Annotated in this window: 22 protein-coding genes; 1 reads left to right on the forward strand and 21 read right to left on the reverse strand. The window is 69.0% G+C overall.

Annotation, left to right across the window (positions count from 1 at the left end; translation table 11 throughout):
• Positions 1–253 precede the first annotated feature (253 nt).
• The gene (locus BIZ42_RS08765) at positions 254–2,059 is read left to right on the forward strand and encodes a monovalent cation:proton antiporter-2 (CPA2) family protein (protein ID WP_070426201.1); all 1,806 of its coding nucleotides are present in this window, start codon (positions 254–256) and stop codon (positions 2,057–2,059) included.
• A 74-nt stretch (positions 2,060–2,133) separates the two neighbouring features.
• Here the strand turns inward: BIZ42_RS08765 and BIZ42_RS08770 are convergent, their stop codons facing one another.
• The 21 genes from BIZ42_RS08770 to BIZ42_RS08870 form a co-directional block, all read right to left on the reverse strand.
• Positions 2,134–5,469 carry an ankyrin repeat domain-containing protein gene (locus BIZ42_RS08770; protein WP_070426202.1) on the reverse strand — a complete coding sequence of 1,112 codons (3,336 nt, stop codon included), beginning with the start codon at positions 5,467–5,469 and terminating at the stop codon, positions 2,134–2,136.
• Positions 5,462–5,728, reverse strand: a complete 267-nt coding sequence (locus BIZ42_RS19275) for a YcgL domain-containing protein (protein ID WP_019185480.1) — start codon at positions 5,726–5,728, stop codon at positions 5,462–5,464. Before BIZ42_RS19275 ends, BIZ42_RS08770 begins: the two co-directional genes overlap by 8 nt.
• Positions 5,729–5,989: 261 nt before the next feature.
• Complete coding sequence (locus BIZ42_RS08780; protein WP_070426203.1) at positions 5,990–6,427, reverse strand: excinuclease ATPase subunit; 438 nt, start codon at positions 6,425–6,427, stop codon at positions 5,990–5,992.
• A 75-nt stretch (positions 6,428–6,502) separates the two neighbouring features.
• The gene (locus tag BIZ42_RS08785; protein ID WP_070426204.1) at positions 6,503–7,744 is read right to left on the reverse strand and encodes a beta-ketoacyl-ACP synthase; all 1,242 of its coding nucleotides are present in this window, start codon (positions 7,742–7,744) and stop codon (positions 6,503–6,505) included.
• On the reverse strand, positions 7,744–8,475 hold the full coding sequence (gene fabG, locus BIZ42_RS08790) for a 3-oxoacyl-ACP reductase FabG (RefSeq protein ID WP_070426205.1): 732 nt from the start codon (positions 8,473–8,475) through the stop codon (positions 7,744–7,746). The genes BIZ42_RS08785 and fabG overlap by 1 nt, the downstream gene beginning before the upstream one ends.
• Positions 8,472–8,933 carry a hypothetical protein gene (locus BIZ42_RS08795; protein WP_019185484.1) on the reverse strand — a complete coding sequence of 154 codons (462 nt, stop codon included), beginning with the start codon at positions 8,931–8,933 and terminating at the stop codon, positions 8,472–8,474. The genes fabG and BIZ42_RS08795 overlap by 4 nt, the downstream gene beginning before the upstream one ends.
• Positions 8,930–10,117 (reverse strand): beta-ketoacyl-[acyl-carrier-protein] synthase family protein, encoded by a 1,188-nt coding sequence (locus BIZ42_RS08800; protein WP_070426206.1) that lies wholly within the window; start codon positions 10,115–10,117, stop codon positions 8,930–8,932. The genes BIZ42_RS08795 and BIZ42_RS08800 overlap by 4 nt, the downstream gene beginning before the upstream one ends.
• Positions 10,114–10,665 carry a DUF3261 domain-containing protein gene (locus BIZ42_RS08805; protein WP_070426207.1) on the reverse strand — a complete coding sequence of 184 codons (552 nt, stop codon included), beginning with the start codon at positions 10,663–10,665 and terminating at the stop codon, positions 10,114–10,116. Before BIZ42_RS08805 ends, BIZ42_RS08800 begins: the two co-directional genes overlap by 4 nt.
• Positions 10,653–11,894, reverse strand: coding sequence for an NAD(P)/FAD-dependent oxidoreductase (locus BIZ42_RS08810; protein WP_019185487.1), 1,242 nt, complete (start codon positions 11,892–11,894; stop codon positions 10,653–10,655). Before BIZ42_RS08810 ends, BIZ42_RS08805 begins: the two co-directional genes overlap by 13 nt.
• Positions 11,895–11,936: 42 nt before the next feature.
• On the reverse strand, positions 11,937–14,282 hold the full coding sequence (locus tag BIZ42_RS08815) for an MMPL family transporter (RefSeq protein WP_070426208.1): 2,346 nt from the start codon (positions 14,280–14,282) through the stop codon (positions 11,937–11,939).
• Complete coding sequence (locus BIZ42_RS08820; protein ID WP_070426209.1) at positions 14,275–14,895, reverse strand: outer membrane lipoprotein carrier protein LolA; 621 nt, start codon at positions 14,893–14,895, stop codon at positions 14,275–14,277. The genes BIZ42_RS08815 and BIZ42_RS08820 overlap by 8 nt, the downstream gene beginning before the upstream one ends.
• On the reverse strand, positions 14,892–15,314 hold the full coding sequence (locus tag BIZ42_RS08825) for a thioesterase family protein (RefSeq protein ID WP_019185490.1): 423 nt from the start codon (positions 15,312–15,314) through the stop codon (positions 14,892–14,894). The genes BIZ42_RS08820 and BIZ42_RS08825 overlap by 4 nt, the downstream gene beginning before the upstream one ends.
• On the reverse strand, positions 15,301–16,857 hold the full coding sequence (locus tag BIZ42_RS08830; RefSeq protein ID WP_070426210.1) for an aromatic amino acid ammonia-lyase: 1,557 nt from the start codon (positions 16,855–16,857) through the stop codon (positions 15,301–15,303). The genes BIZ42_RS08825 and BIZ42_RS08830 overlap by 14 nt, the downstream gene beginning before the upstream one ends.
• Positions 16,847–17,794: an acyltransferase gene (locus BIZ42_RS08835; RefSeq protein ID WP_019185492.1), complete on the reverse strand. Its 948-nt coding sequence runs from the start codon at positions 17,792–17,794 to the stop codon at positions 16,847–16,849. Before BIZ42_RS08835 ends, BIZ42_RS08830 begins: the two co-directional genes overlap by 11 nt.
• Positions 17,791–18,552 (reverse strand): glycosyltransferase family 2 protein, encoded by a 762-nt coding sequence (locus tag BIZ42_RS08840; RefSeq protein ID WP_237393574.1) that lies wholly within the window; start codon positions 18,550–18,552, stop codon positions 17,791–17,793. Before BIZ42_RS08840 ends, BIZ42_RS08835 begins: the two co-directional genes overlap by 4 nt.
• A gap of 16 nt (positions 18,553–18,568) precedes the next feature.
• Positions 18,569–20,254, reverse strand: coding sequence for an AMP-binding protein (locus BIZ42_RS08845; protein WP_070427488.1), 1,686 nt, complete (start codon positions 20,252–20,254; stop codon positions 18,569–18,571).
• Positions 20,247–20,798, reverse strand: a complete 552-nt coding sequence (locus BIZ42_RS08850; RefSeq protein ID WP_019185495.1) for a membrane protein — start codon at positions 20,796–20,798, stop codon at positions 20,247–20,249. Before BIZ42_RS08850 ends, BIZ42_RS08845 begins: the two co-directional genes overlap by 8 nt.
• A gap of 22 nt (positions 20,799–20,820) precedes the next feature.
• A complete protein-coding gene (locus BIZ42_RS08855) occupies positions 20,821–21,078 on the reverse strand; it encodes an acyl carrier protein (RefSeq protein ID WP_019185496.1) in 258 nt (85 codons plus the stop codon).
• Positions 21,079–21,098: 20 nt separating this feature from the next.
• The gene (locus BIZ42_RS08860; RefSeq protein ID WP_019185497.1) at positions 21,099–21,359 is read right to left on the reverse strand and encodes a phosphopantetheine-binding protein; all 261 of its coding nucleotides are present in this window, start codon (positions 21,357–21,359) and stop codon (positions 21,099–21,101) included.
• Positions 21,346–22,149, reverse strand: a complete 804-nt coding sequence (locus tag BIZ42_RS08865) for a lysophospholipid acyltransferase family protein (RefSeq protein WP_019185498.1) — start codon at positions 22,147–22,149, stop codon at positions 21,346–21,348. The genes BIZ42_RS08860 and BIZ42_RS08865 overlap by 14 nt, the downstream gene beginning before the upstream one ends.
• Complete coding sequence (locus tag BIZ42_RS08870; RefSeq protein WP_070426212.1) at positions 22,142–22,876, reverse strand: beta-ketoacyl synthase chain length factor; 735 nt, start codon at positions 22,874–22,876, stop codon at positions 22,142–22,144. Before BIZ42_RS08870 ends, BIZ42_RS08865 begins: the two co-directional genes overlap by 8 nt.
• Between the last annotated feature and the right edge of the window lie 14 nt (positions 22,877–22,890).

Below are 22,890 nucleotides of genomic sequence, written 5' to 3' on the forward strand. Positions count from 1 at the left end.
GACTTCTACTGTCGCTGGACATGGGTTGGGAACTCCGGATGGGTTTACTGCCGACGGCGGACGCCAGCAGCGGCGGGCAGTCTGGACCCGGGTGTGACGCAGGTCAACCCTTGGGGAGCGCGCCGTTCGGGTAACAGTGGCCTTCGGCCGGCATCGCGGCCGCATAATGGCGCGTGGCCCCGGCCACGGGCCCCGGCTGCCCCGGGGAGGCTTTCCACCCGCACGGCACACGATCCCATGAGCAGGTTCTCCCATGCATAGCGGCGCGCTCGAGCTGGCCCTGGTGCTGCTGCTGGCCGCGGTGATCGCGGTGCCGGTGTTCAAGAAGCTCGGCCTGGGCGCGGTGCTCGGCTACCTCGCCGCCGGCGTGGTGCTCGGCCCCGATGGGCTGGGCTTCGTGCAGGACGCCGACCGCATCCTCAGCGCCGCCGAGATCGGTGTGGTGATGCTGCTGTTCGTGATCGGCCTGGAGTTGTCCCCCGCCCGCCTGAAGGTGATGCGCCGCTCGGTGTTCGGGGCCGGCGCGCTGCAGGTGGCGCTCAGCGCCCTCGTGCTCGGCAGCCTGCTGATGCTCGATCATTTCCAGTGGAAGAGTGCGTTGATCGTCGGCATCGCGCTGGCGCTGTCCTCCACGGCGGTCGGCCTGCAGCTGCTGTCCGAGCACAAGGCGATCAACAGCGATTACGGGCGGCTCGGGTTTGCGATCCTGCTGTTCCAGGATCTGATCGCGATCCCGTTGCTGGCCGCGATTCCGTTGCTCGGCGGTGCGCGCAACGACACCCTGCAGTGGAACGACGTGGCGATCGCGATCGGCGCGCTGGCCGTGGTGATCCTGTGCGGCCGGCCGGTGCTGCGCCGGTTGTTCAACATCATCGCGCGTACACGCAGCCCCGAAGTATTCACCGCCACTGCGCTGCTGGTGGTGCTGGGCACCGCGTGGTTCATGCAGGAGGCCGGCCTGAGCCCCAGCCTGGGGGCGTTCCTGGCCGGCGTGCTGTTGTCCGATTCGGAATTCCGGCACGAACTGGAATCGCAGATCGAGCCGTTCAAGGGCCTGCTGCTCGGCCTGTTCTTCATCGCGGTGGGCATGGGCATCGACCTGGACCGCATCATCGCCGAGCCGATGATGATCGCCGCCGGCGTAGCGATCCTGCTGGTGGTGAAGTTCGGCCTGCTGTTCGGGATCGGCAAGCTGGCCAAGCTGCGTACCCGCCATGCGGTACTGCTGGGCAGCGTGCTGTGGCTGGGCGGCGAGTTCGCCTTCGTGGTGTTCAACGAGGCGCAGCGCGCGCATCTGCTGGGCAGCGCCAACCATGATCGGCTGGTGGCGATCGTGGGTCTGTCGATGGCGATCACACCGCTGCTGATGATCGTCCTGATCCGCCTGCTGGGTCGCGACGAGGGACCCAAGGCCCCCGTCCAGCCCGCTGACAAGGTCGACATCAACGATGTACAGCCACAGGTGATGATTGCCGGCATGGGCCGCTTCGGCCAGGTGGTGGCGCGCCTGCTGACCGCGCAGAAGATTCCCTTCGTGGCGCTGGAGTCGAACCCGGACACGGTCTCGGACCTGCGCCGGTTCGGCAACAAACTCTATTACGGCGACCCGACCCGACCGGAGATGCTGCGCGCCGCAGGTGGTGAACACATCCGCGTGTACGTGGTCACGCTGGATGATCCGGACGCCAACATGCGGGCCACGCGGCTGATCCGGCGCATGTATCCGGATGCGGTGGTGCTGGTGCGCGCACGCAACCGCCAGCATGCGTGGCGGCTGATGGACATGTCCGCCGAGCCGTTCCGCGAGGTGTTCGGCACCAGCCTGGAACTGAGCGAACGGATGCTGATCGCGCTGGGCATGTCGGTGGAGACCGCACGCAGCCATGTGCAGCGCTTCCGCGAGCACGACGAAAAACTCCTGCGCGATCAGTACCTGGTCTACGACGACGAAGCGGCCGTGATCCAGACCTCGCGCGATGCGCGTGCGGACCTGATGCATCTGTTCGAGGCGGATGCGGAGAGTGATGGGAAGGGCGCGGACGACCGTCCGCAGCATTGATGAACCTGCGGATGCACCGTCGCGTGCATCATTGATCCGCTGCCGGCCAGCGGCCGGCACTACCCGCCGCGGAGTCAGCCGTTATCGCGCAGGAACCGGGCCATCGAGGAGACGCCCGGCACCAGCGGTTCGAATTCGCCAGCGACGTCGATGAAGCCGCGCATCACCGCGATCTCGCGCGGGCTGCGGTTGAGCGCGTCGCGTACATCCGGATCGGCACCGGCACGCAGCAGGCGCTGCACCAGCAGCGGCAGGCCGTGCAGCGCCGCCAGATGCAGCGGACCGAAGCCACGCGGATCACGCACGTCCAGCGAGACCTCTTCGTCCAGCAGACGCTCCACCGCAGCGAGCACGATCTGCTCGTCGCAGGCGGTGCCCGGCTCGGCGCGTGCGCCGAGCAGCAGCAGCAACGGCGTGACCGAGCCGGCGGCGGCCTGGTCCGGTTCGGCACCGGCCAGCAGCAGGGTGTCGAGCAGGGCGAGCAGACGCGCACGGTCCCGCGCACTGAAGCCGTACAGCGCCGCGCAGTGCAGCGGACCCAGTTGCTGGGCATCGCCGGCGTGCACGTCGGCACCGGCGGTGAGCAGGCGCGAGACGATGTCCGGCAGGCCCAGTGCGGAGGCCAGCATCAGCACGGTGACGCCGCCCGGCAGGCGGTATTCGAGTTCGGCACCGGCATCAAGCAGCGCCGAGACGATATCCACCTGGCGCATGCTCACTGCCGCCGAAAGCGGCGTGGCGCCACTGACGGCGGCATGCTGCGGGTTGGCACCGCGGGTCAGCAGCAGATCCACCACGGCCAGGTGACCGCCACCAGCGGCGCGCAGCAGCGCAGTGCAGCCCTGGGCGTCGACGGCATCGACCCCGAACCCCAGGTCGATCAGGCGACGCACGGCATCGGCATCGCCGGCCATCGCAGCGGCCGGCAGGTCACCGTCGCGCAACGCGCGGCGCGGCAACGGCCACACCCGCCAGTCCAGCCAGTCGGCGAGGTCGCGGCGGCCGATCGACAATGCCACGCCCAGCGGGGTCTGGCCGTCGGCGGCGCGGGCTTCGGGTGAGGCGCCCTGTTGCACCAGCAGTTTGATCGAGCCTTCGCGCGCGAGCGCCGTGGCCAGATGCAGGGCGGTCATGCCATGGCTGTCGCGCGCTTCGCGGTCCACGCCCAGCGTCAGCAGGGCCTGCTGCAGGCGCAGCCAGCCCAGGCGGACGGCCAGCGAGAGCGGCGGGTCGCCCGCCGGCGACGGCGCGAACGGGTCGGCGCCGCGTTCCAGCAGTTCGAGTGCAAGTTGCTCCAGGCCACGCGAGGCGTGGTCGTGCTGGGCGCAGGCGCTCAGCAGGCGCGCCAGGCCACCGCGACCGGCCGGGGAGAGGCCGCGGCGCAGCAGCACCTGCAGGGCCGGCACCGCATCGATGCCGCGCGCCAGCAGCGCGAACATCGGGGTATCTCCGCAGGCATCGAGCACTTCCGGGGCCGCACCATGCGCCAGCAGCCAGTCCAGCGCCTGCGGGTCCAGGGCCAGTTCGGCATCGTGCAGCAGCGCACCGAGTTCTTCGGACGCGCACAGGCGGGCCAGGGCGGCCATGCCCTCGACGTTGCCGAAGCTCAGTGCTTCGCGCAGCAGTTCCAGCGGCGGGCGGTCCGGCAGCGACGCAGGAGCCGCATCGCTGTCACCGGACATCACCAGCCCATCGCTGACCGCCGAGGGCAGCGGATAGGACGGATCCAGCAGCGACACGATGGCCCAGCGCCCGGCACCGGCGGCGATGTCCACCGCGCGTCGGCCCTGCGGATCGGCTACGTCGGCGGCGATGCCCAGGTCGCGCAGGCGGCGCACCAGCAGCGGCGAGACGTTGTCGGCCATGCAGGCCAGCAGCACCGCGTTGCGGCCTTCGCCATCCACCGCATTGAGGTCGGGATGGTGCGGCAGCAGGTGTTCGACCACGCCGGCCCGGCCACCACGCGCGGCCTCCAGCCACGGCGTGCGCGCCAGTGCATCGCGTGCTTCCAGGTTGGCGCCGGCGGCCAGCAGCACGTCGATGATGTCGACATGGCCGGCCAGCGCGGCTTCGTGCAGCGCACTGCGGCGCTGGCGGTCGCGCGCATCGGCGCGGGCCTTGTGCTTGAGCAGCAGCTGCACACCGGCCGGGTCGTCTTCTTCAGTGCCGGCCGCGGCCAGCAGCACGGGCGTGCCCTCGGCCGGCTCGGTCTTGGCCCCGCGTTCGAGCAGGAACTTGGCCAGCCGCCAGTTGCCGACCTGGCAGGCCACGGCCAGCGGCGACCAGCCATCGTCATTGAGCGCGTCCACTTCGGCGGCGGCATCGCGCAGCAGCGCGGCGACACCGGGATCGGAACTGCGCGCCGCGTGATGCAGCGGCGTGTTGCCCTCGCTGTCCACCGCGCGCGGGTCGGCGCCATTGGCGAGCAGGGTCATCACTGCCTCGGGGCGACCGTGCCAACTGTCGCGGGTAGCGGCCAGCAGCGGGGTCATGCCACGGTGCGGGGCATTGACGCCCACGCCGCGCGCGATCAGTTCGCGCAGCAGGCGCAGGTCGGGCAGCACCGCGGCCAGCACGGCCAGGCTGCGCTGGTCGCGCCAGGCCGGATCGGGCAGCCCGTGCGGGTCGGCGCCGGCCTGCAGCAACTGCAGGGCACGGTCGACCCGGCCGCTGCGCGCCGCGTCGTACAGCGCCGGCTGCTGTTCGTGCAGGCTGATCGATTCCAGCGGTTTGGGCTCGGCGTACGCGTCGGCGAACAGATCATCGCGGTCACCGCGGGTCTCGGCCGGTACCGGTGCGCTCAGGGTCGATGCGGGGGCGATCGCCTGCAGCAGCACGTGCGCCAGCGGGGACAGCAGTACCACCGCAGCGGCGACCGGCCAGTGCAGCGCCGCCGAGACCAGGCCCGGCCACGCCGGCAGCACCACCAGCGCGCACACCAGCACCACCAGCGCAGCAACGGCCAGCCCGCGCCAAGCGGTCAGGTCGCGTCCGGCCAGGGTCTGCCAGTGACGGGCCAGGCTGCCTTCGCTGCGTTCCACGTCATTCCACAGCGGCCAGGTCCGCCAGACCCCGAGCAGCGCGGCGCTGACTGCCACGCTCACGCCGAGCACGGCGGCCAGGCTGCCGCTGTCGTGCAGGGCACTCAGCGGCCAGGCCACCAGCAGGGTCAGCAGCAGCGGGCCCAGCCCCCACAGCGCCAGCAGCGCAGGCGCATCCTGACGGACCACCTGCGGCAGCGGCTGCAGCGAGCGGGTGCGGCGCCACCACGAGACCGCCAGCGCGAACGCCGGCTGGGCCAACGCAGCGCACACGGCACCGGGCACGCCGCCGATGGCCGCAGCCAGGGCCAGCAGCGCACCGAGGGCGGCAGCAGATGCGACGGCGCGGGGGCGTTGGGATTCAATCATTGCGTCGCGGGAACCTGACCGGCGCCAACGGAGGCGGCGGCAACTGCAGATGGAATCCACGCTCGGTCAGGTTCTGGCGCACTTGTGCGGCATCGACCTGGGCGAGGCGACGGTCGGGAGTCAGGGCCACTTCGAGAACGAACTGGAACGGCGCCAGCGAGGCCTTTACCGCGTCAGGGATGACCGAGAAGTCATCACGAACGGCGAGATAGACGAAGCTGTCCTGCTTGCGTTGGCTTTTATAGACGTAGGCTTGCATGCCGCAGGGCGTTGCCCAGGGTAGTGAATGACAATGATTGTGGAGGAAAGCCGGCACAGGTGAAAGCCACGTGCACTGTCTACCGTCGGTTTTCCGTCACGCGACAGCATCAGGTTCATCAATGTCGTGATGTCGTTCAGCTGGGCGCCGCTGCAGTCTGCCGATGCCGCTGTGATGAATGCGTCGCTGCGGCGATGCCGCCGGTACCTGCGTTGGCCGCTGCATGGACCACCGCCCCGGCAGGGACGGTGGTCCGGGGGCTCACTTCACCTTGGCGTAGGTGCCCTTCAGCGCCACGCCGGCCAGGATCGCGCCCGCGTAGCATTCGTAGCTGGTGGTGCTCTTGAACTCGTTCTTCTTGTAATAGCTGACGATGTCGACCACGGCATTGGCACCGCGCGACTTTGCCCCATCCTGCAGCGCGCGCAGCGCCGACAGCGCCACCCAGCGGCAGGCTTCGGCATCGCTCTTGTTGGCGGCGTTGGTCTTCTTGTTGGTCACGTCCTCGCCCAGGCGTTCCACTACGCTGACCTTTTCACCGGCCAGATAGAACTTCACGCTGCCGTCGATGCCCACGTTGCGGGCTTCAGCGGAATTGACCAGCTCATGCAGCGACTGCTCGACACGGGTTTCGCGGGCTTGGGCGGTACTGGCCAGGGCGAGCAGCGCGGTGGCGGCGATCAGGGCAAAACGACGCATTCAACTTTCTCCTTGTTGGGGGGATGCGAGGGGTCTACGGAACGGCCGGCCCGCGACGCGGGCCGGAAACTGCGGTCAATCCTGCCAGCGGCGGAAGATCAACGAGGTGTTGATGCCGCCGAAGGCGAAGTTGTTGCTCATGACGTAGTCGGTCTGCAGGGCACGGCCGTCGCCATGGATGTAATCCAGCGCGCCGCATCGGGGATCGACCTCGTGCAGGTTCAGGGTGGGGGCGAACCAGCCCTCGCGCATCATCTCGATGCTCAGCCAGGCCTCGAACGCGCCACAGGCACCGAGCATGTGACCCACATAACTCTTGAGCGAGCTGATCGGCACGCCGGGGCCGAACACCTGGTGGGTGGCCTGGGTTTCGGCGATGTCGCCGTGCTCGGTGGCGGTGCCGTGCGCGTTGACGTAACCGATCCGGTCGGCAGCCAGGTCGGCATCCTCCAGCGCCAGCCGCATGGCCTGCGCCATGGTTCCGGCGCTGGGCTGGGTGACGTGCTGGCCGTCGCTGTTGGTGCCGTAGCCGACCACTTCGGCCAGGATCGTGGAGCCGCGGGCCTGGGCATGCTCCAGCTCTTCCAGGATCAGCGTGCAGGCGCCCTCGCCCAGCACCAGGCCGTCGCGGTGCGCATCGAACGGACTGGGCGTGGTCTGCGGCGCATCGTTGCGCACGCTGGTGGCGAACAGGGTGTCGAACACGGCGGCGGCGGTGGCGTCGAGCTGCTCGGCACCGCCGGTGACCATCACGGTCTGCTTGCCGCTGCGGATCGCTTCATAGCCCGAGCCCACGCCCTGGCTGCCCGAGGTGCAGGCGCTGGAGGTGGTGTAGACCCGCCCGGACAAGCCGAAGAACACGCCGATGTTCACCGGCGAGGTGTGGCTCATCATTTTCAGGTAGGTGGTGGCGCTGATGCCTTCGGTGGTGTGCTCATGCAGCATCCGGCCGAACTCGGCGGTAGCCTCGTGGCTGCCCGAGGACGAGCCATAGGCCACGCCGGCCATGCCACTGCGCAGCACCGGGTGGCCGAGCAGGCCGGCCGCCTCCAGCGCCAGCTCGGTGGCGCGCACCGACATCACCGCGACCTTGCCCATGCTGCGGGTGGTCTTGCGGTTGTAGTTGGTGGGCAGTTCGAAATCTTCCGCCGGTGCGGCCAGCCGCGTGTTGAGGCCATCGAAGACCTCCCACTCGGCGATGTAGCGCACCGCATTGGTCCTGGCCTGCAGGCGCGCACGGATGCTCGCCCAGTCCTGCCCGAGCGGGCTGATGGCAGCCGCGCCGGTGACCACCACGCGACGATCGGGGCGGGCCATCAGACCATCCCTCCGTTGACCGAGATCACCTGGCGGGTGATGTAGCCGGCCGATTCGGAGAGCAGGAACGAGACCGCGGCAGCGACCTCCTCCGGCTGGCCCAGGCGGTTGGCCGGGATCAGCTTGAGCGCGTGCTCGACCACTTCTTCATTGACCATCTCGGTCTCGATCAGCCCGGGGGCCACGCAGTTGACCGTGATCGCGCGGCTGGCCAGCTCCAGCGCCAGCGCCTTGGTGGCGCCGATGATGCCGGCCTTGGCCGCGCTGTAGTTGGTCTGGCCGCGGTTGCCGACCAGGCCGGAGACCGAGGACAAGGTGACGATGCGGCCAGGCTTGCGCCGGCGCACCAGCGGCATCACCAGCGGGTGCAGCACGTTGTAGAAGCTGTCCAGGTTGGTGTGGATGACCGCATCCCAATCCTCGGCCGGCATCGCCGGGAAGGCGCCATCGCGGGCGATGCCGGCATTGCAGACCACCCCGTAATACGTGCCGTGCGCTTCGATGTCCGCTTCCAGCGCGGTACGCGCGGCATCGCGGTCGCTCACGTCGAACATAAGCACCCGGGCCTGTCGGCCCAGCGCCTGGATCTCGGCCACCACGGCCTGTGCTTCCTCGATGCGGCTGCGGCAATGCACCACCACATCGAAGCCGTCTCGCGCGCAACGCAGCGCCACGGCACGGCCGATGCCCCGGCTGGCGCCGGTCACCAGCACGGTCAGATTCCCTGTCATGCCTCTCCACTCTCCAGATAGGCCATCGCGTCCGTGGGTTCAAACACGGAGACGTTGGCAACCGCCATTTCGATATCGCCCGCCAGGATCCGGCAGGCGAACATGCCCAGGCCATTCTCGCCCAACAACTCGCAGTTCGCCTCCACCCGCAGGCAGCTGCCGGCGGCAAAGAACGGCTGGTGGGCGGTGTACCGGCGGGTGCCAAGCAGGAAGCCGATCGACGGCGCGCGGCCGGCGTGGCGTGCGCGGCACCCAGCCCAGGCGGCGATCGCCTGCGCCATGTACTCCACCCCGACCCAGGCGGGCACGCCATCAGGCGTGCAGAACAGCCCCTGCGCGGGCACGTCCACCTCAACGGCGATGGACTCGTCCTGCCAGGCCACCACGCGGTGGATCAGGCGCATGCTGTCGCGGTGCGGCAGCACCGCGTCGATGTCATCGGGCAGCGGCATGCTCATCCTCGCGCCAGGGCCAGCACGGCGTTGCTGCCGCCGAAGGCGAACGAATGGCTGAGCACGTGCTGCAGCGGTTGCGCAGCGCGCGTGCCCGGTGCCACCAGGGCCAGCGCCGGCAAGGCGTCATCGGGCTGCCCGTCCCACCAGTGGGTGGGTAGCTGCTGGTCCGGGTTGTCGGCCAGGGTCATCCAGCACAACGCCGCTTCGATCGCGCCCGAGGCGCCGAGCGTGTGCCCGGTCAGCGGCTTGGTCGAGCTGGCCGGCACCTGCGTGCCCAGCACCGCGGCGACCGCCTGGCTTTCCATCGCATCGTTGTGACCAGTGGCGGTGCCATGCAGGTTCACGTAGTCGATCTGCGCCGGCGCCAGCCCGGCCCGGTCCAGGGCCTGCTGCATGGCATCGATCGCGCCGCGTCCCTGCGGATCCGGCGCAGACATGTGGTGGGCATCGGACGATTCGCCCCAGCCGGACAGCCGCACCGGGCCCGGCTCGCGGGTCATCAGGAACAGCGCGGCGCCTTCGCCGATGTTGATGCCGCTGCGGTTTACCGAGAAGGGATTGCAGCGCACCGCCGAGACCGACTCCAGCGCGCTGAACCCGGCCACGGTGAAGCGGCACATCGAGTCCGCCCCGCCGGCGACCACCGCATCGACCACGCCGGCGCGCAGCAGGCGTGCGGCCGACATCAGCGCCTTGGCGCTGGACGAGCACGCGGTGGAGATCGTCCAGGCCGGGCCGGTGCTGCCGATCCGCTCACGCACGAAGCGCGCGGCGGTGCCCATTTCCTGCTGGGCGTAATGGAAATCCGCCGGCCACACGCCATCGCGGTGATAGGCGCGCAGTGCGTGCTCCGACTCGCCGATGCCCGAGGTGCTGGTACCGATGATCACTGCCACGCGCTCGGCACCAAAACGGGCGACGGCGGCATCGACGGCCTCGCGGATCTGGCCGAGCGCAGCGTCCAGCAGGCCGTTGTTGCGGCCGCGCAGGGCGACCGGCAGGTCGGCCAGGTCCGGCAGCGGCGCCTGCACTTCGCCCAGCGCCAGGGTGCGGCCAGGCAGGAGGGTGTCGTTGTCGTGCAGCCCGCCGGGCTGCGCCGCGAACAGGCCCTCGCGCACCTGGGCGCGGTCGGCCCCCAGTGCGCAGATCACCCCCAGCTCATTCAGATAGACCGCGCTGCTGCTCACTCCTGGCCCTGCCCCATGTCCATTGATTCGATCACCAGTTCGTAGCCCTCGGCCAGGTTGCGCAGCCGCACGCGACCAGCGGGCAATGTCTCGCGCACCAGCCAGGGTGTGCCGCCCTGGACCAGGCTGCGCACGCCGTCGGTTTCCTGCAGGCTCCAGCCGTCCGGCAGCGCGGCACGGATCGCTGCGGCGGGCCACAACGCGAACTGCAGGTCGTCGAGCACGCGCTCGCCGCGCACCTGCGGCGGCAGCCACGGCGCCCGGGTCTGTTCCAGATGCTGCCCGTCCCAGACCATGCGCACGCCGGTCTGGCCCATCGCCTGCACCGCCAGCCGCACCTGTTCGGCATCCACCTCCAGCAGGGCATCCAGCTCACGCTCGTGGCTGCCGAAGCGGAACTGCAGGCGCTGCTGCAGCTGCACCGGCTGCGGCAATGCCGAGGGCGCCAGCTGCAGCACGGGCAGCTGTACCAGCGGCGTGGGCATGCGGGTGCTGGCGCATGCGGCCAGCAGCAGGCTCAACAACAGGGTCAGGATCAGGCGCTGCACAGTTCCTCCAGCACGCGCAGGCGCCGGCCGCTGGCGTCGGCAACGTACGGATTGTTGGTATCCCAGGCATAGCCGGCCAGGATCGAGGAGATCATGCGGCGCACCTCCGGCTGCGGATCGGGATGGTAGATGATCTTCTGGAAGCCACCGGCGTACCACGCCTCGACGAAGCGCCGGAAGGTTTTCACCCCGGCGCGCAGCGGCACCGAAAAGTCCTGTTCCCAGTCCACCGTCTCACCGGCGTGCTCGCGGGCCAGGCAATCGCTGGCCAGCTGGGCCGATTTGAACGCGATGGTCACCCCCGAGGAAAACACCGGATCGAGGAACTCGCCGGCGTTGCCGAGCAGGGCATAGCCTTCGCCCCACAACGAGGAGACATTGGCCGAGTACCCGGTGATGGTGCGCACCGGCAGCACCGCCCATTCGGCGTTCCCGAGCAGGCGGGCCAGGTTCGGGTCCTCACCGACGATGGCCTGCAGCTTCTCCAGATCGGTGCCCGGGTAGCGCGCGAAGAAGCTCGGCTCGGCCACCACGCCCAGCGAACAGCAGCCGTTGGAGAACGGAATCGTCCAGTACCACACGTCCACGTGCTCGGGATGGGTGGTGATCAGGATCTTGTTGCGATCAAAGCCCGCGCCGGCCGGAATGTGGTCGCGCACATGGCAGAAGATCGCACCGCGCACCGGGAAATTCGACGGCGACTCCAGGTCCAGCAGGCGCGGCAGCAACCGGGCGAAGCCGCTGGCGTCGAGAATGAAACCGGCCTCGATGGTGTACTCGCTGCCATCGGGCCGGCGCACCTGCACCTGCGCCGGACGCCCGGGCTGCACGGACAGCACCTCGTCACCGAAGCGCAGCGTAGCGCCCATGCGCTCGGCACCGCGCGCCAGCACGTCATCGAAGTCGGCGCGCTGCACCTGGTAGGTGGTGCCCCACCCCGGCGAGAACTTGTCGCGGAAATCAAACTCGGTGGTCGCCTCGCCGCGCACGAACGCCGCCCCGTTCTTGTACTGGAACCCGGCCTGCACCACATCCTGCAGCAGTCCGGCCGCCTCGATGTATTCCATGCTCTGCGGCAGCAGGCTCTCGCCGATCGAGAACCGCGGGAACGCCTGGCGCTCCAGGATCAGCACCTGGCGCCCCTGCCGGCGCAGCATCGCCGCCGCCACGGAGCCGGCCGGGCCGGCGCCAATGACGAGGATTTCAGTACGTTCCACCTGCGGGTTCATCGATACATCCTTGATCAGATCATGAGAGGGAAACGCGGTCGCTCAGTGCGGTGCGTCGTGCGGTGGCGGGCGGAACAGCGGCGAGATCAGCCAGACCAGGCCGATGCCGAACAACAGGGTCAAGCCGAAGGCGCGCAGCGCCGGCGTGGCCGACAGCCCGAGCAGGCCGAACGACAACCAGGTGCTGGCCGCGCCCACGCAGACCGCGAGCCAGGCACTGGCATCACCGCGGTGTTCGATCAGGAAGATGCCGTAGTCGATGCCCATGCCGAGCAGCAGCATCAGCGCGAGGACGTTGAACAGTTGCAGTGGCTGGCCGAACAGCCCCAGCAGCGCCAGTGTCAGTGCGCCGGCGATCAGGGTCGGGGCGAGCACGCGCCAGGCCTGGCCGCGGTAGCGCCAGAACAGCACCGCAAACACCAGTGCGATGCCGATCAGCAGCAGCCCGCTCATCAGCTTGCGGTAATGCTTGAGCAGCTGCGAGAAATCGGCGGTCCGGTCCACCCAGCGCACGCCATCGATGCCCTTGGCCTGTGCTTCCAGCAGTGCCAGCGCATCGGCACGCGAGAGGTCATCGACCATCACCACCGACGCCACGCCCTGCCCGACCGTGCCCAGCCACAGATGTCGGAACGGCATGGCTGCCGGCGAGGCAAGGAAGGCGTCGGCCTGCAGGTCCTGCGCAGCATAGGCCGGGCGCAGCAGTGGCTCACCCACCGCCGCACCGACCCGTGCCAGCACCTGCGGCTCGACCTTGGCGGTCAGGGCCGCATCGGCATGTTGGCGCTGCTGCGAGGGCAGCCAGTCGCTGATCGCACGGTAGCCACCGATCTGCTTGTCCGCTTCCAGCACGCGCAGACGATCGATCAGTGCCTCTTCGCGCTCCAGCACCTGCTCGGCGGTATCGCCCTGGACCAGATAGAACTGCGCCGGGCTGGGCATGCCCAGCATCTGGCTGATGCGGATCTGCTGGGCGATCAGGTCCGGCGGCGATGACTGCAGGCTGCGCAGGTCGTCATTGGTCTGCAGGCGGGCGATGCCGATCGCCGAGAGCACCGTCACCACGCCCAGGAACATCGCCGCCTTGCGCCCGTGCAGGCGCGGCCAGCGCTCCAGCGTGGCGCCGAGCCAGCGGGCGAAACCGGTACGACGGATTTCGCCGCCATCCAGCCACGGGAACCAGAAGATCACGGTCAGGAAGGCGGCGGCCAGGCCGACCACCGAGAACAGCGCCATCTGGCGCAGCCCCGGGAACGGCGCCAGGCCCAGCGCGAGATAGGCCAGTGCGCTGGTCAGCAACGCCAGCCACAGGCCCGGCAGCAGATGCCGCAGCAGCTTCCAGCGGCGGTCAGCCGGTTCGGCCTGGCGCGAGGCGAACCAGTGGATGCCGTAATCCTCGGCCACGCCCACCAGCGAGGCACCGAACACCAGCGTCAGCACATGCACCTTGCCGAACACCAGCACCGTCACCGCCAGCGCGACGCCACAGCCGATCAGCAGCGAGGCGGCCACCAGCAGGATCGGGCGCAGCGAACGGAACGCCAGCCAGACCAGCAGCAATACCGCGGCCAGCGACCCCCAGCCGATCGTATTGATCTCCCAGTTGGCCTGCACGGCCGCGGCTTCCGCATGCAGCGGCACACCGGCACGCAGCACTTCCAGACCCGGCGCCTGCTTCATGGCGGCCTCGGCGGCGGTGTCCAGCAGCAGGTCGATATGGCGCTCGCCATCGAGCTGGAACGCCGAGCCGACCGTGTCGTACTGCACGATCGACCAATGCTTTCCATCGGCTTCCAGCAGGCCGTCATCGCCCATCTGCAGGCCCGAACCCAGCGCGCGCTCCTGCCACCACTGCGGCCACAGCGAGAGCGGATCCTGGCGCCACTCGGTCAGGCGCGGCGCGCCCATCGGGCCGTACAGCGCCGCCAGTGCCGATTCGGCCAGACCATCGGTGGGTTCGTTCTGCAGCCGCTCGCGCTGTGCACTGGTCAGCAGGCGGTCGCGATACGGTGCGTAGAACGCCCGTGCCTGATCGAACCAGCCCTCGATCGAGCCGCTTTCCTGGAGCAGCGGGGCAGCGCCCCGCTCTACCTTGATGGCATCGCGGAATGCGGCCTCGGCCGCCTTGGTCTGCGCCGCATCGGTACTGCCAAGCAACACCACGATCTGGCGCGCGTTGGCATCGGCAATACGGCGGGTGACATCGGACAGCAGGCGGTCGTGCGCATCCTGCGGCAGCAGCGCGAGGATGTCGGTATCGATCCGCGATTCGCTCTTCCACAACTGCCATTGCTGCACGCCCAGGCCGATCAGCACCAGCAGCCAGGCAATGGCCAGCCAGCGCCAGAGGCGCTGCAGGCGGCCGTTGGACGTCAGCACGTCATTCAAACTTGCGGCCCTCGTCGGCGCTCAACGCCGCCGGCGTATCGCTCATGCCGGCAAAGTGGATGCGGGTGACATCCTGGTTGGCCTCGTTGATCTGCACCTCGCGCACGTAGCGGTCACCGCTCAGAGTGAGCTGCGCAAACACCTTGCCGAGCATCGCCGAGCGCGGCGTCAGCTGCATGCGCCAGGCATTGCCGGGCAATACCTCCACCTTGACCGTGAACTGCGCCGACAGCGCCTGCGCATCGCCACTCATCAGCGCGAACATGATCGCGTTGACCGAGCGCATCGCCGGCTGCTGGCGGCCGTCCAGTTCGACCCGGCTGCTGCCGTCGCTTTGCCGGCTGAGGATGCGGTCGCGGGTGACCACCACCTCGGAGGGGAACGGCTTGAGCGTGGTCCAGACCACCCCGTGGTCCTGGGCCAGCACGAAGCGACCCTGCGAGCGCAGCGGGTTCTTGAACCCGGCGACCTGTTTCTCCTGGGTGAACTCGCCGCGCAGCACGTCGACCTTGGCGACGCGCTGCTTGACTGCCTCCACATCGGTGGCGGCGAACGCCGGGGCGACCATGGCCAGCATCACCAGCACGCACAGCATGCGCAGGAAACGGTTCATTGCGGTTGCACTCCCAGACGCTCCCACAGCACCGGCGGGCACAGGTAGAGCATTTCATTGGTGGCCGCGTCGACCGCGACCTGGATGGTATGGGCGCGGGTCAGCGTGGTACCGCTGTCCGCATCCACGATTTCATAGGCGATCTTCAGGCGGTTTTCCCACTCGGTGATCGTGGCGCGCACGCGCAGTGCCTGGCCGTACAGCAGCGGGCGGATGTACTTCACCCGCGCATCGACCACCGGCCACAGGTAACCGGAATCGCGCATCTGCGGGTAGTCGTAATCATGGCGCTGCAGCAGGGCGCAACGCGCGATCTCGAAGTACTTGAAGTAGTTGCCGTGCCAGACCACCTGCATCGCATCGCAGTCATGGAAGGCCGGCGACAGCGCGACCTCGAAGCTCAGATCAGGCGTCGACATACAGCTCCCAGCGCTGTGCGCGGATATCGTCCAGCAGGGCGCGCAGCTCACCATCCAGCGCGCGGTCCTCCTCGATCAGGGCGATGCGCTCGGACAGGTCCTGGTACATCGCGGCCAGATCGCCGTGCAGCGTGGCCTTCATGCCGACGCGCTCACGCAGCGCCACGCCCTGGCGGGCGGTGATCAGCAGCGCCGCCACGACCTGCTCGGTCAGCTCGATCACACGCAGGCAGTCGCGCGCGGCGATGGTGCCCATGCTGACCTTGTCCTGGTTGTGGCATTCGGTGGAACGCGAGAACACCGAGGCCGGCATGGTCTGCTTGAGCGCTTCGGCAGTCCACGCCGAGACACTGATCTGCAGCGCCTTCAGACCATGGTTGATCGCCGCGCGCTCACCGGTGGCGGCTGACAGGTTGGCCGGCAGGCCATGGTTGAAGCGTGCATCCACCACCAGCGCCATCTGCCGGTCGAGCAGGTCGGCCAGATTGGCGATGGTGTTCTTCAGCGCGTCCATCGCGAAGGCGATGTGGCCGCCGTAGAAGTGGCCACCATGCAGGATGCGCTCGCCCTCGACATCGATCAGCGGGTTGTCGTTGGCGCTGTTGAGTTCGGTTTCGATCAGCTGGCGGAAGAACGGCAGGGCGTCCTGCACCACGCCGATCACGTGCGGGGCGCAGCGCAGCGAGTAACGGTCCTGCAGGCGCTGTTCGTTGCGCGGCGGCCGGTCGCTGTGCAGGTCCTGGCGCAGGCGCGCGGCGATCCGGGTCTGCCCCGGGTGCGGCTTGGCAGCGAACAGCATTTCATCGAAATGATGGGCGTTGCCGTCACTGGCCAGCACGTTGAAGGCGGTCAGGCGCGTGGCCAGCCTGGTCAGGTAGTCGGCGCGGTCGTACGCCAGGCAGGCCAGCGCCGTCATCACGGCGGTGCCGTTCATGATCGCCAGGCCTTCCTTGGGGCGCAGCCGCAGCGGCGCCATGCCTATCTCGGCCAGCACCTCGGCCGCCGGGCGGCGCGACCCCTGGTACAGCACCTCGCGCTCGCCACACAGCACCGCGGCCACGTAGGACAGCGGGGTGAGGTCGCCGCTGGCGCCGACCGAGCCTTCGGCCGGGATCAGCGGCAGCACGTCATGCCGCAGCAGCGTGGCCAGGCCCTGCAGCAGCGGGTGGCTGACCCCGGACATGCCGCGCACCAGCGAAGCCAGGCGCGCGGCGATCACCGCACGGGTTTCCTGCGGGTCCAGGAAACGGCCCAGGCCACAGCCGTGGTAGGTGAACAGGTGGTGCGGCAGTTCGGCCACCAGCGCTGGCGGAATGTTCACCGTGCACGAATCGCCGTAGCCGGTGGTCACCCCGTAGATGACGCCGTCTTCGCGCAGCAGCCGATCGAGGAAGTCCGCGCCGCGCTGGATGTGTGCGGTGAACGCGGCATCGTCGGTGACCACGGCCTGGGCCTGGCGCTGTGACAGCGCGACCACGTCTTCGATGGTCAGCGGCGCATCGCCGAAGCGGACGGAGGGTGCCTGATCGGCCTTACTTGCCATGAGATGCCTGATCCCAGAAGGGGAAGAAATTGAACCAGTCCAAGGGTGCCTGGGTGACCTGAACTTCCAGCCACCGGGCGAAATGTTCCGCCTGCGCGGTCAGCGCGGCGTCACGCGAACCGCGCGGCAATACGATGCGGTCGGTGAACTGTTCAAAGCGCACCTGGTAGCCGCGGCCGTGATGCAGGCAGGCCATGGTGTAGACCGGGCACGCCAGCGCCGCGGCCAGTACATAGGCGCCGATCGGGAACTGCGCGGTGTGGCCGAGGAACGGGGCCGGCACGGTGCGCCCGCCACGCAGCGGCACGCGGTCGCCGACGATGGCCACGAAACCACCCGCCTCGACCCGGCGCTGCAGCTCGACCGCGGTGGCCGGGCCCATGTCGGTGACCTGCAGCAGCTCCACCGAGGCCAGCGGATCGAGCCGCTGCATCAGGCGGTTGAAGCGCTGCGCGTGCGCGGTGTGGACCAGCACGGTGATGTGGAAGCCCGGCACCCGCTCGGCCAATACCTGGCACAGCTCCAGGCAGCCGATGTGCGCAGTGAGGATCAGCCCGCCTTCGCGGCGCGCGATCTTGTCCAGCACCAGGTCGCGCTGCAGATGGATGTGCTCGGGCGGATAGCGGCCGCCCAGGCCGAGCAGCTTGTCGAGCATGGTGTCGGCAAACAGCGCGAAGTGCTTCAGGCTCTGCCAGCGCCCGGGTGCCGAGGGGAACACGCCGGTATGGGCCTGCAGGCGCTCCAGGTACTGCAGCGACGATTCGCGCGCGACCCGGTTGCTCAACCAGTGGCAGAGCACCACCGGGTACACGCACAGCCGGAACGGCCAGCGGCCGAACCAGCGGTGCACCCAGCACAGGAACAGCACGCCGGCGGCCGAGGTGGACTCGCCGATGTCGGCCCAGTGCGGGGCGCTGCCGGGGGCGGGCGTGGTCATGCGCCGGGCCCTGCGATGCGCTGCCACAGCAGCCGCGGCGCGCGCCACAGCATCCCGACGAACAGGCGCGCGTGCATGCGGCTGATGCGCACGTTGTCGCGCCATACATCGAAGTGCGAGACGCCGTCGCTGGGATAGGTGACGGCGGTCGGCACACTGATCACCTTCACCCCACGCCAGAACAGCCGCACCAGGATTTCACTGTCGAAATCCATGCGCCGGCCGATGGTTTCCTCGCCCATCAGGCGGATCACCGGGGCCAGTGGATACAGGCGGAAGCCACACATCGAGTCGCGGATCTGCAGCGACAGCGTGTTGATCCAGACCCAGATATGCGTGGCGTAGCGGCCGTACAGGCGCGCCTTGGGCACGCTGGCGTCATAGCGCGGGATACCACAGATCACCGCCTCCGGCTGCGCCTGCGACAGCGCGACGAAACGGGGGATATCGGCGGTCTCGTGCTGGCCGTCGGCATCGATCTGCAGCACGTGGCTGTAGCCCAGGCGCGCGGCTTCGGCAAAGCCGGCCAGCATCGCGCCACCTTTGCCCTGGTTCACCGCCAGCCGCAGCAGCGTCACCTGCGGTGCGTGCTCGCGGGCCAGCGCATCAAGCACCTGCGCGCACTCATGGTGCGAGCCATCGTCGACCAGCAGGCACGGCTGCCCACTGGCCAGCACGCCCTGCACCACCGCACCGATCGCATGCGCGTGGTCGTACACCGGGATCACCACCAGCGGGGCGAAGGCCGATCTGATCATGCCGTCACCGGAGTCATCACGCATCACCAAACACCACCCGGCCGCTGGCGTGCACGCCATGGATGGAGACGTAGCGGAAGCTCATCGCCGACCTGGCCGCATCCCAGCCCAGGCTCAGCTGCAGGCAGTCGCCCGGGCGGGCCACGTGCTGGAACTTGACCGCGTCCATGCGCAGGAACTGCGGCGGCATCGTGAATGCGCTGCGGCCGTAGTGGATCGCCCAGTCCAGCTGGACCACGCCGGGCAGGATCCTGGCCTGCGGGAAGTGCCCATCGAATGCGACCAGGTCCGGATCCAGCACGAGCTGCAGCGAGGCGCTGGTGGCATCGCGCTGCTGCCACTCGGGGGTCGGCATCAGCGGCCGGAACAGGGCCGCCAGTGCCGCGGCCGTAACCTTGCCCTGCGCGTTGAGCGGCAGTTCGTCGATGAAACGCCAGCGGCGCGGCCGGGTCACGGCATCGTGGCTTTGGGCCAGATGCGCGCCGAGCTGCTGCGCCTGGCGGCGGCGCTGTGCATCGTCCCAGTTCGCGGCGCCCGCCGCCTGCGGCACCACCACGGCGGCCAGCTGTTCGCGCGCGCCCGGCAGCACCAGCACGCGCACGTCCTGCACCGCCGGGTGCGCACGCAGCTGCTGTTCGAGGGCGTCCAGCGAGACACGGCGCTCTTCGATCTTGACGATGCGGTCGGCGCGGCCGAGCAGCCGGAAGCTGTGGCCGTCATCGGCGGCGGCGCGGTCCTGGGTCAGCCACCAGTCGTCGTTGTCCAGGTGCGGCGAACGCACCGCCAGGCAACCTTCCTCGATCCGCCAGGCAACGCCCGGCAACGGATGCCACTGCGGCTGGGCGGCACTCCAGCGCCGCCAGGCCACGCCACCGGTCTCGCTGCTGCCGAAGACCTCGGTCGGGGCCACGCCCATCAGGGCGCGGACCTGCAGCGCCGCCTCGGTCGGCAGCGGGCCGCCGGAGGAGAACACCGCACGCAGCTGGCCGCCCAGCGAGGACCAGTCCAGCTGTTCGGGCAACCGTTTGAGGTGGGCCGGGGTCGCCACCAGCACCGACGGCTGGCCGCCCAGCGCGCTGACCAGGTCCTCATGGAAAAACCGGCGCGGCTGGATCGCGCGGCCGGCCACCAGCGGCCACAGCACGCGGAACAGCAGGCCGTAGATGTGCTGGTGCGAAACCGTGCCCTGCACCTGCGCGCCGTCCATCTGCTCGCCGAAGGCGGCCTGCAACGCATCCACCTCGCGGGTAAGCTGGCGCATGCGTTTGACGATCGCGCTCGGCGCACCGGTGCTGCCGGAGGTGAACACCACCAGTGCCAGTGCGGCTTCATCCAGCGGTTGCAGCACCACGGCGGGATCGACCTCCGGATCCGGCTGCAGCGGCGCATAGCGCGCCGGCACGTCACCCGCAAAACCGGCCACGCGTGGGCTCAATCCTTCCAGCGTGGCCGGCAGGTTGTCGCCCCCGAGGAACACGCGCTTGCCGGCATGCCACGCCCCCAGCAGAGCGGCGGCGAAGGTGAGCGTGTCATCGAAATACAGCGCCCAGTCGGTGCCGGGCGCGCGTGCAAAGGCCTGCTGCCAGCGCAGCACCTGCGTGCGGAACTGCGGCTGGTCCACCACGGTGTCGCCGGCGATGCCGACGATGCGGCCCGGGCGCGGCACCAGCGCCAGCCGGTCCAGTGCGATCCACTCAGCCATGCGCATGCGCCGCCTTGACCCGTCGCCGGACCAGCCATTCCCCACCAAACAGAGCACCCATCATCACGTACGCCAACAATCCGTTGTAGAACGCCCAGACCTGGTTGGACGCCCACAGCGCCGTGGCCAGGGCCAGACTTCCGTTGAGAACAAAGAAGCCGCACCAGATCCAGGTGACGCGGCGGGTATAGATCACGGCGAACGGCGGCAGGTCCGGCTCGCTCAGCCGCGCCAGGCGCTCCACCGCGCTGGGGCCGAAGCGCAGGCTGGTAGCGAAGATCACCAGCATCACCGCATTCACCAGCGCCGGGTACAGCTTCAGCGGCAGCGCCTGGTTGAAGGCCGTGGCGACCAGGGCGAGCACGCCGGTACCGAGCGCGGCCACCCACCACACCGCCTGGCGGGTGGTCAGCGCGCGCAGCGCGGCCAGGGTGAACAGCAGCAGCGACAACCAGCGCGGCTCGAACCGGCCCAGCGACAGGTACACCACCAGCGGGTATGCCAGCGACAGCAACGCAAACGCCGCGACGCGTACCCGGACCATGGTCAGTCTTCAGCGATGGCCGTCAGGCGGCCGCTTGACCGGGCAACAGCCCGTGCACCACATCCACGATGTCCTGCACGGTGCGCACCTGCTTGAAGGCTTCCGGTTGCAGATTGCGGCCGAGCAGCGGCTTGAGCTGCACGATCAGGTCGACCGCGTCGATGCTGTCGATGTCCAGGTCGTCGTACAGCCGCGCGGCAGGCGTGATGCGGCTCGGCTCGATCTCAAAGCTGTCCTTGAGGATCTTGACGATGCGCTCGAAAAGTTCGTTCTTGGTCATGGGTAAATCCTGACGCGCCGTTAGGACGGCTGGCGTGCGGCGACAAACTCGCTCAGGGCACGCACGCTGGAGAAATGGCGACGGGTCTCTTCCGAATCGGCTGACAGGCTGACACCGTACTTTTTCTGCAGGGCCAATCCAAGTTCCAGCGCGTCGATCGAATCCAGGCCCAGCCCCTCGACAAACAGGGGGGCGGCGGAATCGATGTCTTCGGGAGTGATGTCTTCCAGTGAAAGCGATGAAATGATCAATTCCTTGATCTCGTGCTCAAGTGCCTGCACGGGTCGGGTCTCCAGCGAAGTCGAAGTAATGGGCAAGATGATCGGTCACACGCCTGGCCGCCAAGGCATCCCCCCTGGGCGCATCGCCGGTCTCGTTCAGAAACGGGGCGATCGGGAGATCCTCCCCGACTTCCAGCTGAACGTGAAATCGCCGTGATGGCACACGATACCATTTCTGGCCCTTGGTCAGGGTCGGCGGGGTGCAGGTGATCCGCACCGGGGTGATGTCCAGCCGGCCCCGCACCGCGATGTTGGCCGCGCCACGCTGCAGGCGCAGCGGCTGCCCGGGCACGGTCCGGGTCCCTTCCGGGAAGATCACCAGGTTGCCGCCGGCCTGGACCGCGGCGATGCAGTCGTCCACCAGCCCGGCCCCATCATCATTGGAAACATAACCGGCGGCCCGGACCGGGCCGCGCATGAACGGGTTGCGGGCCACGGCCTGCTTGACCACGCAGTCGGCATTGGGCAGCTGGGCGATCAGCAGCACCACGTCGATCAGGGTCGGATGGTTGGCCAGAATCAGCAGGCCGTTGCGCTGCAGGCGCTCGCCCCCGCGGATCTCGTAGGTCATCAGCCCCAGCCGGCGCATCAGGCCGACGTGGGTGGCGAAACCGGCCTGGACCAGGCGCCGCGCCAGCACGCGCCGGCGGACCGGGTCGCGGACCAGCAACAGGGACAGGAACAGCATCCCGCCCAGGACCAGCCCGCCGATCCCGAAGGCGGCAAAGCTCAGCCCCGTGCCCAGCACCCGCCAGGCACGGTTGATCCGGGCCGGCCAGCGCTCAGCCATGGCGTTGCCAGCTCCAGTGCTGGCCGTCGGCCTCCAGGCCCAGCGAAGGCGACCCCGCCAGCAGGAAGCGCAGCGCTTCAAGGCCATGCGGCAGACCGTCGGAGGGACGATCCCCGCCGCCGGCACCCCAGCCCAGCGACAGTCGGGTGCCGGGGCCGCTGGCCGGCCCGAGCCGCCAGCACCACGCGAAGAAAGGGTCGGGCTCGTCGGCGAAGCCGGCATAGATCGGCGGCAGCGGCGATTCGTACACCACCAGCCGCACCTCCGGCGCACCATCGGCGAGCAGCCCGAAGGCCTCCACGCAGGCCGTTTCCACCGTGGCCCGGCCGGCCGCGAGGGCCAGATAGTTGCCCCGCTGGCCGCGGGCGATCGAGTACAGCGCGGCGATCGCGTTGTGCACCGACAGGCCGAAGCCGGTCGGCGACATCGGCTGGTCCGCACTCAGGGTGTTGAGCAGCTCCATCGAACGGGCCACGTCGCCGTGCCGCGAGGCGAACACCAGCGGCACCCGGCCACCGTCGTCGGGCTGCTCGCACCAGCAGGCGGTCTGGATCGCCATGCGTCCGAGCCGCTCGATGCGACGTCGCTGCATGGCGGGCACTTCGGACAACGCGGGGGTGTCCTCACCGGTGGGCAGCCAGGGGGCCTTCGCCCACGCCTGCCACTGCGCGTGGGTGGTGATGCCCGGCGCCCACGCCGCCCAATCGATTACAGAAAACTCAATCATTCCCGCCAACATGA

The sequence above is a fragment of the Stenotrophomonas sp. LM091 genome (assembly GCF_001806305.1).
In the GTDB taxonomy this organism is placed as follows: domain Bacteria; phylum Pseudomonadota; class Gammaproteobacteria; order Xanthomonadales; family Xanthomonadaceae; genus Stenotrophomonas; species Stenotrophomonas bentonitica_A.